The sequence below is a fragment of the Bavariicoccus seileri WCC 4188 genome (genome assembly GCF_000421665.1).
GTDB classification, from domain to species: Bacteria; Bacillota; Bacilli; order Lactobacillales; family Aerococcaceae; genus Bavariicoccus; species Bavariicoccus seileri.
This window is the reverse complement of record NZ_ATXL01000053.1, coordinates 1-12565: the sequence shown is the minus strand read 5'-3', so window position 1 is coordinate 12565 and position 12565 is coordinate 1. Positions and strand designations below refer to the sequence as shown.

Genomic DNA, 12565 nt, shown 5'->3' with positions numbered 1-12565 from the left:
TCAAAATGCACATTTTTCTTCACTAATTTATTAAACTGAATTTTTTCGAGGAACTCACGAACCAAAATCAATCCGCCATGGGAAGATAGCTTTTCACTTTTTGAGGAAATTTGAACATTTTTATTGAAACTTAGTCGATTATCGCGTAAATTTGACATATAGAACACCTCTGTTTTGTATTTTCGTCAAATCTACATTAACAGAAAGGTGTTCTTTTTTCACGCACCAAATGGGTGAAAAAAGAAACTCTTTACAAATGTTGAAGAAATACGGTTTTAGAGCGCAAACTCATAAAACTATGAATTATCTAGGTCTAAATTATAAATAGTATGCTAGTACGTCTGAAATTGTGTTACTACACCAAAAAACCAAAGATTGCTGAATAAGCTATCTTTGGTTTTTTTTGTGTCATTTTACGTCATTAAGTGGCACTATTTACATTATACGGTTCCACTTTTCTATTTTTGCCTTTATTTGGCTATTATTACCTTCTAATGTCTTCTTTCAGACTTGTTAAACAACCTTATCTCCTGGTCAATAGACTTTTCAGTATTTTCTGACCGATTACTATCAATCTGTGTAATTTTAGTGTCATAGTATTCTTTTAATAGCTGGTAAGAATAGATTTTTGAACGAAAAACTGGCAAGCTAAACAAGATTATCGTCAAAATTAAAGTATTGAGTAATAAGACATGTATCAAAATAAAGCCACTGTTTAATGTCTTCTGAAAACTAAATTGCTTTACCTGTTTGAAGCTTCTATGGTTCTTAGTCATGCTAAATCTGTTTATAGAGTGTCTTTTTATAGAGTATCTGTTCATAGAGTATCTGTTCATAGAGTATCTGTTCATAGGGTATCTCTTCATATCACAACTCTTCATTCTTTCATCACAGTAAGCTAATTTTATAAACATTACTTTGTGAGGCTGACTCATGCTGTAATTTTACTATTAGCGAGTCACCTTGGTCTTCAAATCTCATAGATGTCAATCGATTTAATAAAACCTCATGTCCGCCTTGATTTGTCCTTCTTCTGATCATCAAGCCATCTTTGTTGTAATAGCGTTCAAAATAGATAACTCGCTCATTTTGCTCATCAGCAAACACAATATTACTTTGATTAATACTGATTAGTTCATAGTGTTCTATATACTCTTCCAAATGGATAATAAACCAATGCTCATCAAGTAAATGGCTATCGTAGATTCTAGATGGGACGAAGGTCATACTACGAGATAATGAAAATAATAGGATCAAGGTCAAACTATTGATCCATAACCCAATTATGGCATTAGTGACTACAAAGCCACTGTTAGTTCTCCTCTTGCTTATTCTCATACATCTCCCTTCGTATCATCACTATCTCTCTCTTATTTTCCTCCAATATCACAAGCGACAACATCACGTGATAAAGCATAAGGAGCATCATGACCGTAATCGCAAAAGCAATGAGTGCTTCTGTTAAAATATAACCTTTTTTCTTTAAACTATTTTTTTTAACTAGCACAGTTATTATATCCATTATATATAAGCTACTCTCATTTCTTTTTTATTACATTTTATATTTTTTATTTGCTTATATCGTATATATTTAACAAGTCAAACATAGTATTTATAGGATATCTTTAAACAATCTTCCAGCTCCTAATTGAAATCTGTAATTCATTTCTTCATTATGACGCTGCATCTTCACAGTAATCATATTGTTACTAACCCCAGTGTTAGAAAATTTAATAGATGTATTTGTTTTTAAATGAATTGAAGAAGGTAATACAACAGATTCAATCTGTATATCATTAGCGTCCACTCCTATAAAATCGATGCGATTAGTAGGATATGGTCTAAATTGGATTCTAGTTGGTTTTTCCTTTAAATAGCTATAAGACTGTAGCAAACTGACTTGAGCTTCAAACTGTCTTAAAATCAATTCTTCTTCTAATCGAGCCACTCGTTCTAGCGGATTTACAGATATTAGTAACACTGATCCACTGATGATCACTAGCACCAAAAGAGTATGGATCAGTGTAAAGCCTCTGTGACTGATGCGGTTAGTCTGGCTAAGATTTAATCTAGAAAATAGATGCATTATAAATTCAAATCCATTAATCTATTAAGTTTAACAAGCCATCATCTATAACAGTCTCATCCGAAACACCTAATTGAATCAACTTATTATATTGCCCTTCCGTAATGTATTTTTCGGTGTATAGCGCATTTAAAGTCGCAATCGCATTAGGACTGTGATCTAGTTCATATAATTCCTTTTGGCTCAAAGTCACTTGTATGAGGGCTCCGTCATTTTTGGCTTCAATATTTGCTTTTTGATTCGCTATATTAGGAATCACCAGCAAACTAATTAATGATATGATAAACATTACCACCATCATTTCAATCAAGGTAAAGCCTTTTTTCGCATTTCTTCTAACACCATTTAAAATCAAACCGAATTTTACAGCTATTGTCATAGAATCTTCTCCTATTCTTTTTTTGTTTTTTTTAGTTTGAAATTTACGTTTACTTTTTAGTTTAATTCCCTTGTTAATGTTGTTTAAAATTACAATCATACGGTCATTGGACTACATCAATTGGTCGATCATCGTTATGACAGGAGCTAAGAGGATAAAATATATGCTAGTTATCACAGCTCCAACAAATAGTAGTAGCAATGGTTGGATGTAAGAAATAGCTTTTTGAATTTTAGCCTCTGCCTCAATAAAGCAGTCTTTAGCGTATAATTCTAATTTTTTGGCTACTTGATGGGTCTCATCCCCTCTTTTCATTACTAAACCTAGTTCATTAGTAAAGAGCGTCTCTGAATTGAAAATTTCGATGACATCTCGTCCGCTTAAAAGTTGCTGTTCAAGCGAATGTGCAAGTAGCTTTGTCGTCACAGGCATATACTCATTTTGTAATTGACCAAGCGCAATCATAATTGATGCATTCTGCTTTAACACATTTGCTAGTTCTTGAATAAAAGTATAGGTGTAAAACAGCTTGATTGGCCTTGCTAAAAAACCAAAACGGAGGACATTTTTTGCCAGTTTTAAATTTGATTCTGGACGACTATATCGTTTAAACCAATAGATGAGCAGTGCTGAAACCACTAGTAAGCCTAATAAAAAATCTGGACCTCTTTTGATCCACCAAATGATAGTTGCTAAATTTTGGCTACTATTCTGATCTTTTGGCAGTAGCATCGTAATTTGCGGTAATAAAAAATGTCTTATTCCTATTAGTAGTCCCAAAGCACTAAAAATTAAAAATATTGGATAGACTAAGGCTTTTTTTAATTTCTGTTTCCGCTTATCTTCCTCTAATAGCTCTTTTGAGATGTTTCTTAAAGTTTGTGTGATATAGCTTTGTTCTTGCGCAAGGGCTATCCGTCCCAATTTAGATTCTGAAGATATGACGTAACTGAAGGCTTTGGCGAGCGATTGATTATCTCTTGCTGCACTTTCAAACTCCCTTAAACACTCCTTTTTATCTGGCATTATAATTTGTATAAAGGATATAGCATCATTAAAAGGTAGTCCTTCTTCAATAAGGTCAGAAAATGTCTCTAAAAATAAGCATTGCTCTGTTTTTTTCCAATATCTTCTACTTTGCTTGATATTTTTAAAAAAGTTATCAGCTATAGTAAACAAGCTTGCCAGCACGTCATCCGCCTCCACGACTCAAATTTTATTTTTTTTATCATTTTCAATGAAGTTCAATAAAGTTCAATGAAGATAGAAAGCGTCTCTTTGAAACGCAGTGATTGTATTCGACTTATATAGAGCTTCTAGCTTATAATTAAATGATTCTGCCGCTGGTTGCTCCTTATTTACCATCAGCAATTGCTCGACTTGTCTTCCGTTCATTAATTCCATCAATAGTCTTCTGCCTCCCGCTTTATCTGGGATAAGACGTTGAGTTGTGATCGATACGATGGATTGAATTAGCTGTTGTTTTGTGATGCCCAATTCTAGCAGTCTGAACAAAACACCCTTACAATTCTTAGCATGGATTGTTGCAACAACTAAATGACCCGTCAATGCCGCCCTCAGCATCATGTGTGCAGTAGTCTCATCACGGACTTCCCCAATTAATAAAATGTCAGGATGATGCCTTAAGGCACTTTTGATTAACAGATCATAGGTGATTCCAGCTTGTTCATTGATTTCTGTTTGCAAAAAGTTATTTTCTTTTAGTTCAACAGGATCCTCCATCGTTATTATTTGTTTTTGATGATGACGATAGGATTCCCTTAACAATTGATAAAGCAAAGTTGTTTTACCTGAACTAACGGGCCCAGAAAATAAGAGCAACCCATTTTTAGATTGAATCAATTTCCTTAATGTTTTTAAGTCGTCTGGGTAATAAGCATCGATCTTTTGTTCTTTCTTTGTATCTAAATGCATCCTCAGGACCAGTGATTCTTTATTTTCGTAATTAGTAAGTGTCGAGACACGTACAGTAGTTTTACTTCCAACTGCCTTGATTGTTCCGGATTGTGGTAAGCGTTTCTCTCCAATGTTCAGTTGTCCAATATACTTGATATAGTTGATCAACTGCTGTGCAATATCATTCGATAATTCAACTTCTTCTGTAATCTCTTCTCCGCTACGATACAGTATGGCATAGTGATCGTTTTTGGGTAGTACATAGATATCGTCGATGTCGTATTCTATCCCCTTATCAATCATGTCATTATAGCGTTTCTTTATCATCCCTCTACTTACCATCCTTACCTATAGCTACTATATAATCTGACCGGTCATAATAAGGGATGCGAGAAATCAAAAAAACAACCAAAATTCCGCTTAAATTGGAAATTTGATTGTTTTTTGAGTCTCACGTTATTCTGTTATTGACATATTTTGCCTTCGTTAGAACTATTTATTAAACCTCAATCATCTGGTTTAACCTATTCATCTTGTTAAACATTCATCAGAACTATTTTTAAGATTCTAATTGATCAATCAATGAATTGACGTAAGCAATTGTACTCTTAAGAGCAAGATCATTTGTCATGTCAACATCTACACCTTTAGCAAGTGAAATTGGATCCAATGACCCATTTTTAGATAAAATTTCTAACCAAGCTTTAGCATATTTATCTGGATCTTTAAGCAATTTCAAGCCAACTTGTGTCCCAATCGTCAAACCAGCTGAATAAGTGTAACTATATAATCCCATATAGTAATGAGGTTGTCTCATCCAAGTTAATTCAGCACCACTTGAAATTTCAACTTCAGGTCCCCAGAACTTTTCAAGAGTTTCCTTAAAAATCTGGTTCAGTTTTGCCGCATTCAAGTGTTCTTTCTGATCGATTCTTGTATAAACTTCTCTTTGGAAATACGCTTCAAGTAAATGTGTTACCATATTATGGAAATATGTTCGACTGATGAACTCTGAGATCAATCCTTTTTGAACCGCTTTATCATCCGTTTTACTCAACAGATACTGACACATCACTACTTCATTACAAGTTGAAGGAGCTTCAATAAAATATAAGCTAGCTTCCGGAACAATAGCGTCGTTATGTTTATAAGCATTTTGAAAATGCCCAGCATGTCCCAGTTCATGCGCTAAAACCAATACTTCGCTCATCAAATTTGTCCATGAAAGTAAGATATAAGAAGGGCCATCATAGACGCTAGCACAAAAACCTCCAGTACTTTTCCCAGTGTTCTTAGGAAAGTCTATCCAACGCTCATCAAACGCTCGGTTAATCACTGCTACATAATCATCGCCTAGAAGTTGAAAGGCATCAGTCAGCATCGTTTTGGCATCTTCAATGCTGATTTTCTTCTGATCATCTGATAGGCTCAACTTGACATCTTTAATCGATAAAGTTGGTAAATCATATTTCTCCTGGATCAACTTGACATATCTTCTCATAACGGGTGCAAACTCAGACATGATAACATCTAGTTGACGATCAAACGCCTCACGTGTAACCTGTTGATCACTGAGTAAATAATCGATTACAGAGTCAAATCCTCTTAGTGTCGCTATCTTTTTTTCCAATTTAACTTGGTTTATATAATTATTGGCTGTTGTATATTGATATTTTGATAGTGTCTTATGGAATGACTCCCAGGCTTTATGTCTGATATCTGTGTTAGCATGGAATTCATACTCATTTTCAAATAGGACATAACTATTGGGATAAACAACGCCATCAACCTCAAACGACTCAAACGTTAAATCTTGAAATTTAGTCGCATCATAGCTTTGAGAAAAACTAAATAAATTGCTATGTAGGCTTGCAAGTAAAGATTCTGACGTTTGATCCAATTGATGGTCTTTAAACCGCATGATTTTAGCGATAAAAGGTTTAGCTTCTGGATAAGATTCCAGCGACTCAGCCACAATAGAGGGATCTATTTGACCGATTTCCAGGTCAACGAAAGCGAGTTTAGCGCCAACAGTTTCAAATAACTCATAAATTTTGCTTTCATTGATTGCCGCTTGTTCATCCCCTGCATCAACCGTTATAGGTAAAGTACCATAATGAATCAATGGGCTTAGTTCAGCATCAATCACATTAAGATCTCTTAAGGCATTCGTCAACAGGCTACTAGAAGTCAACTTTCCCTTATACTCTTTGGCAAATGCATCGACTTTTTTATCCATTTGCTCCAGAGCCTCTATAAAGGCCTCCTGGGTTGGGAATAACAACGACATATCCCAAGTTTCATTTACTGGGACATCTTTTCTTAATGGTAGTGCGTTCGTAGACATATACTATCTCCCATCCTTATTTAAACTTATCATAACGATTTATCCTAATAAGGTAAATCGTTATGATATAACTCAGTATACACTTTTTTCTAAGAACTCACTATAATCCCGTTTAGTAAAAAAACATCTGAGTTAAAAAGCAGATCAACTACTAGAAGCTATTTTGCTACCCTACATTTTCGTTCTGATATCTAACTAAAAGTCTATATAGCATAAAAGGAATGAGATACTAAGATCTCATTCCTCACAATGGTTCATATAGTTATGTTTTTATTCGGCGTTATGATAAACATCTGAGACATCGTCATCATCTTCAAGGGCATCAACAATTTTTGTCAGCTTTTCAGTATCAGCCTCATTTAAATCAACAAAGGTCTTTGGAACCATCGTTGTTTCGGCATTTGCAAGTTGATAGCCTTCTTCTTCCAAAGCATCTCTGACTGCTCCTAGATCCCCAGGTGTTGTATAAATCTCAAACACATCATCACTAGTTTCTAGTTCTTCACCACCAGCTTCTAAAACACTCATCAACATTGTATCTTCATCAACATCGGTCGTTTTTCGATCTATAGCAATATAACCCTTACGATCAAATAAGTAGCTGACTGAACCAGTTTCTCCTAGAGCTCCACCATTATGAGTGAAGGCCACTCTTACATTAGTGGATGTCCGATTCCTATTGTCTGTTAAAGCATGAACCAAAATGGCTACACCACTTGGTCCATAACCTTCATAAGTCACTTCGTCATAGTTTGCTGACTCGTTTGTATTGGATCCCTTATCAATAGCACGTTTAACATTGTCATTAGGCATATTATTAGCTTTAGCTTTATCCATCGCTAATCGAAGAGACGGGTTTGCATTGGGGTCAGGACCACCACTTTTCACCGCCATATAAATTTCACGTGATAATTTTTGGAATACCTTACCGCGCTTTGCATCTTGTGCATTTTTACGGCCTTGGATATTATTCCATTTTGAATGTCCTGACATTGCATTTCCCTACTTTCATAATTTAATCATACTATCCCATTTTAAACATATAACCCTTATAAATCAAGCTTAGAACTTTAATCTTCGCTTTGAGTGATGGATAAGATACGCTACTGTAACCCCTACTATCGCACCGAAACTATCTAATATGACATCTAGCATCAAAGGCGTTCTTCCCCCAGTAATTCCTTGGTGGAATTCATCAAAGCCAGCATAGGATACTCCAATAATTATACTGACTAAAACGGAGAGCCATATTTTTGTTTTTGATAGTATAAGCCCTCGACACCAGAAAAAGCCTATCATAAAGAAAGTCAAAAAATGAGCCCCTTTTCGAATGAAAAACTCAACTGCAGCAATGCGTTCTCCTTCTTCGAAGGAAACCATGACATTGCCATATTGAAACCTAATCTTGTTGATTAAGGGTAACGACCCGATCCAATCAAAAAAACCACTAAAATGGCTAAAAACTGGTACTAAGCTCTGCTCTTTATAAGTCATACTTGAGCTAATAAAGACAATGACCATGATCACTAAAGCTACACTGATACAAACCGGACCTCGATACTTTTTAGACATGATGTACTCCTTTTTAGTATAATAATAACAACTAATTACTTATTCTACTACATCTGTTATAATTGTGAGAGATACTTTCCTTGAAATGAGTGATTGTTTTGCAAAACTTTTTCAATAAATTGAAAATTTTCTTTCGTAGCCAAAGCTGGCATAAATTTACAAGTGGCTTCAACATCTTCTACGATGTGACTAAGCGCCTTGTTTTCGTATTGATCCTTATCTTGTTTTTTGGATCCATATTTGTGGGCGGAATTGGATTAGGATACTTTGTTAGTGTCACTATGGATACTACCCCTCCACCTAAGGAAGAGCTATCAGCGGAAATTACGAACCTTGAATTAGTGTCTAATATCTACTATGACAATGATGAACCCATTTCAGCCGTTAGAACAGATTTAGTTCGTGAGAAGACATCTATAGATCAAATCTCAGAGTTTGTTATCACAGGACTCGTTGACACAGAAGATAGTCATTTTTACGAGCATCATGGTGTTGTTCCAAAAGCTGTTTTACGTGCCCTTATCCAAGAAGCAACTGGATTTGGTGGCCAAGTAACCGGTGGATCAACATTGACCCAACAATTAGTAAAACAACAGATTTTAACCAATGAAGTAACTTTCGAACGGAAAGCAAATGAGATCTTACTCTCCTATTACTTGGAGGATTTCTTTTCAAAAGACGAGATTATTGAAAGCTATTTGAATGTATCTTCATTTGGAAGAAATAGTAATGGTCAAAATATCGCTGGTATTGAAGCCGCTGCGAATGGTGTCTTTGGTGTTAGCGCGAAAGATCTTTCCTTACCACAAGCTGCCTTTTTAGTCGGTTTACCTCAAAATCCCTATGTTTATACACCATACGAACAATATGGCGAGGTCAAGAAGGACCAGTCTGCCGGGATTGAGCGTATGCAAACTGTCCTGTATCGGATGTACCGTGAAGGCGACTTGACTCATACTGAGTACGAGGAAGCTAAGAATTACGATATCACTAAAGATTTTATCGGTCCAACCTCGGTGGCAACTTCACCGCAGAGTTATTTATATCAAGCAGCAGAAAGAGAAACATTAGATATACTAGTTGACCTAAAATTAAAGGAAGACGGTGTCTCTAGGAATAATATCAACGAGAATACTGATTTATCCGATTATTACTATAATCAAGCGGCTCAGGAACTGAGTACTGCAGGCTACAAAGTCAAAACAACAATCAATAAAAAGATCTATGACTCAATGCAAAGTGCTACTCAAAATACTATTGGAAACTTAGGACCGACCTATAGTGATACCTTTAAGGACGAAACAAGTGGTGAGGAAGTTACAGAAGATGCGCCTCTTCAAGCTGGATCAGTTTTACTTGAAAATAAAACAGGTAAAGTACTCGGGTTTGTTGCTGGTAGAGACTTTGAGACTAGTCAACTAGACCATGCCTTCTCAACGAGACGGTCTCCTGGTTCAACGATCAAGCCGCTTTTAGTATATGGGCCAGCTATTAGTGAAAACTTAATATACCCTGCAAACTTACTGGCAGATACCAAAATTGAATACAAACAACAAGATGGAACTACTTGGGAACCAAGCAATTTTGGTGGCACGATTTCGAATAAATTTGTTACTGTTCGTCATGCCTTAGAAGAGAGTCTAAACAACCCTACTATCAAGCTCTATCTTGAAATGTTGGATAAGGGAATCAGTGCTGAACCTTATCTCAAGAATATGGGTATCAATAGCATCGGAAGTAATGAGTATGCTAATCCTTCGTTAGCAGTTGGTGGTACTGAGACGGGACCAACAAATGCAGAACAGACTAGTGCGTTTTCAACATTTGGCAATAACGGAAAACATACTGATTATTATATGATAGAATCTATTACAAATAGAAATGGAGAAGTTATCTACCAACACGAATCTACCACTAAAGATGTCTTTGACGAAGCAACCAATTATATCGTTGCCGACATGCTAAGAGATGTCATTACAAATGGAACAGCATCTGGACTACCTAGTATGCTAAACTTTTCTTCAGATAACTTAATCGGAAAAACAGGTACTTCAGAAGAATTCAGGGATATCTGGTTCATCGGTAGTACCCCCAATATCACTTTAAGCAGCTGGATTGGTTATGATAATACTCATGAAACTCGCATCGTATCGCAATATGATGGTTATGGTTTCCCTTCAACTAGGAACCTAATCTATTGGTCAGCATTAGCAAATAGTCTTAACAATGTTGACAACTCGCTCCTTACTAGCGGCTCATTTACTCAACCATCTAGCGTATACACTGATAAAGTTTATAAGAGCACTGGTACAGCAGGCGGTACTGTTTCGTTGCCAAATAATAGGACTTATCGTATTGGTGGACAACAAGTCGAAGATTTGTTTAAACAAAACCACCCTCCTATACAACCAACCTATCATCTTCTGCCGGGCTCAACAGATGAAGACCTCACTAAATTCTGGTCTGCTCTAACAAAAGAACGAGATCGTCAAAATAAGGCTAAAAAACGAGAAGAAGAGCGCCAAAATAACAATTCAAATAATAACAATAATACTAATGATAATGACAACGATGACTCTAATGATAACGATGACAATCCTGACGAGAACGCTAATTCTGATAACGATTCCTCCGAAGATGCTGATGAAACTAGTGATAACTGATTAATTGGAAACTAATCAATCAAGAATCGTTAGGTCCCTCAAACAAGTGAGAAAAGTGATAAAGCAAAAAAGCTGACTCCACCTAGTGGATCAGCTTTTTTGCTTTAGTCGTTCGTTAAATTCTTAGAAAGGCACTTGTTAAAAAGTGATTATAGTGATTATTTGGTAGTTCCATTGTTTTCGATGCGGTAAGGCAAAATAACTTGATCGTCGACAACTTCCTCATCATTCATAACCTTAGTTAGTAAGCGCATGGCTACAGCACCGATATCATATAAAGGTGGAGCAACACTCGAAAGTCTTGGCCTTACCATTTTTGTTAAACGTGTATTGTTGCTTGTGACGATTTCAAAATCTTCAGGGATCTTATAGCCGTTATCAATCATCCCATTGAGAACACCGATTGCAATCTCATCATCGGTGATGTACGCTGCTGTAACATTGGCAATTTTCAACTGATCAGAAATAACTTCACCAGCTAAATAGCTTTCACTGATTTCGAATAATAGATTCTCGTCGTAAGGAATACCATGATCCTTTAATGCTTGTTTGTAGCCTTTTAGACGTAATTGACAATTGATTGGATCACTGAGTGTCTCACAAATAAAAGCGATACGTTCGTTACCAGAGTTAGCCAGTTGATTCACCACATCATAGGTAGCTTTTTGGTAGTCAATATTGACACTGGAGAACTCACCTTCAATTTCAACTGAACCTGCTAAAACTATTGGTGTTTTCGTACGATTAAATTCTCGACGAACTGCATCAGAGATAGAATTGCCCATATAAATGATGCCATCTACTTGCTTGTTCAGCAAAGTATTCAGAACCTGAATCTCTTTTTGATCATTCTTATCTGAGTTTGCTAAAATGATATTGTACTTGTACATTGCAGCGACATCATCAATCCCGCGTGCTAACGTTGAGAAATATAAGTTCGTAACATCTGGTATCAATACCCCCACTGTCGTTGTTTTCTTACTAGCTAAACCTCGTGCTACTGCATTTGGGCGGTAATCTAAGCGATCAATTACCTCTAAAACTTTTTTTCTGGTAGCAGGTTTTACATTTGCGTTAGAGTTCACTACACGTGAAACTGTTGCCATCGAAACACCTGCTTCACGTGCTACGTCATAAATCGTTACGGTATCTTTTTCCACCACTACTCCTCCTCCCATATTATAATAATTAATTTATCATTAAAAATTCATACTTGCAAGCGTTTTACAAAATCTTTTCCATTTATTTTCACATTATCTTTCATAAAAGAAGATAAAGTCCATATAATTGTGTAAAAGATAAAGAGCCATGTAAACGCCCTTTTTACGGTACAATGTTTTTAACGACAAAAACATACCTAGGAGGACTTTACATGACCCAAGTACATTTTACACTGAATAGCGAAGAGCTTCAAAGCATTATTGACTATTCTGTCCAAGGAGATGCCGCAAAAAATATTTTGACCACCGTATTTAACCAATTGATGGAAAACCAACGGACTGATTATATTCAAGCTGAGGGCTATGAACGCTCAGAAACACGTCAGAGTCAGCGAAATGGTTACTATGAGCGAACGTTTACCACGCGTGTTGGAACTTTGG

12 protein-coding genes are annotated in these 12565 nt (G+C 36.0%); 2 read left to right on the top strand and 10 right to left on the bottom strand.

The window, feature by feature from the left end:
- Positions 1-888 precede the first annotated feature (888 nt).
- The 9 genes from H541_RS0109420 to H541_RS0109380 form a co-directional block, all read right to left on the bottom strand.
- A complete protein-coding gene (locus H541_RS0109420) occupies positions 889-1338 on the bottom strand; it encodes a ComGF family competence protein (RefSeq protein ID WP_022797066.1) in 450 nt (149 codons plus the stop codon).
- Positions 1313-1507: a hypothetical protein gene (locus H541_RS0109415; RefSeq protein ID WP_156831900.1), complete on the bottom strand. Its 195-nt coding sequence runs from the start codon at positions 1505-1507 to the stop codon at positions 1313-1315. The genes H541_RS0109420 and H541_RS0109415 overlap by 26 nt, the downstream gene beginning before the upstream one ends.
- Before the next feature lie 105 nt (positions 1508-1612).
- Entirely contained in the window at positions 1613-2086 is a 474-nt protein-coding gene (comGD, locus tag H541_RS0109410) for a competence type IV pilus minor pilin ComGD (protein WP_022797064.1), read from the bottom strand.
- A 16-nt stretch (positions 2087-2102) separates the two neighbouring features.
- Complete coding sequence (gene comGC / locus H541_RS12250; protein WP_022797063.1) at positions 2103-2465, bottom strand: competence type IV pilus major pilin ComGC; 363 nt, start codon at positions 2463-2465, stop codon at positions 2103-2105.
- A gap of 111 nt (positions 2466-2576) precedes the next feature.
- On the bottom strand, positions 2577-3656 hold the full coding sequence (locus H541_RS0109400; protein WP_022797062.1) for a type II secretion system F family protein: 1080 nt from the start codon (positions 3654-3656) through the stop codon (positions 2577-2579).
- Between the two features lie 63 nt (positions 3657-3719).
- Complete coding sequence (gene comGA / locus H541_RS12245) at positions 3720-4709, bottom strand: competence type IV pilus ATPase ComGA (protein WP_022797061.1); 990 nt, start codon at positions 4707-4709, stop codon at positions 3720-3722.
- Between the two features lie 232 nt (positions 4710-4941).
- Positions 4942-6729 (bottom strand): oligoendopeptidase F, encoded by a 1788-nt coding sequence (gene pepF, locus H541_RS0109390; protein ID WP_022797060.1) that lies wholly within the window; start codon positions 6727-6729, stop codon positions 4942-4944.
- Between the two features lie 270 nt (positions 6730-6999).
- Positions 7000-7722: a YebC/PmpR family DNA-binding transcriptional regulator gene (locus H541_RS0109385; RefSeq protein ID WP_022797059.1), complete on the bottom strand. Its 723-nt coding sequence runs from the start codon at positions 7720-7722 to the stop codon at positions 7000-7002.
- 69 nt (positions 7723-7791) lie between these two features.
- A complete protein-coding gene (locus tag H541_RS0109380) occupies positions 7792-8301 on the bottom strand; it encodes a VanZ family protein (RefSeq protein WP_022797058.1) in 510 nt (169 codons plus the stop codon).
- A 242-nt stretch (positions 8302-8543) separates the two neighbouring features.
- On the opposite strand from H541_RS0109380, the gene H541_RS12240 reads away from it, so the two are divergent.
- The gene (locus H541_RS12240) at positions 8544-10964 is read left to right on the top strand and encodes a transglycosylase domain-containing protein (RefSeq protein WP_169461102.1); all 2421 of its coding nucleotides are present in this window, start codon (positions 8544-8546) and stop codon (positions 10962-10964) included.
- Positions 10965-11122: 158 nt separating this feature from the next.
- Here H541_RS12240 and ccpA read toward each other — a convergent pair whose 3' ends face one another.
- Positions 11123-12124 (bottom strand): catabolite control protein A, encoded by a 1002-nt coding sequence (gene ccpA / locus H541_RS0109370; protein ID WP_022797056.1) that lies wholly within the window; start codon positions 12122-12124, stop codon positions 11123-11125.
- 212 nt (positions 12125-12336) lie between these two features.
- Here ccpA and H541_RS0109365 point away from each other — a divergent pair.
- Positions 12337-12565: IS256 family transposase (locus tag H541_RS0109365; protein ID WP_022797055.1), on the top strand; the 229-nt coding region annotated here is incomplete at its 3' end.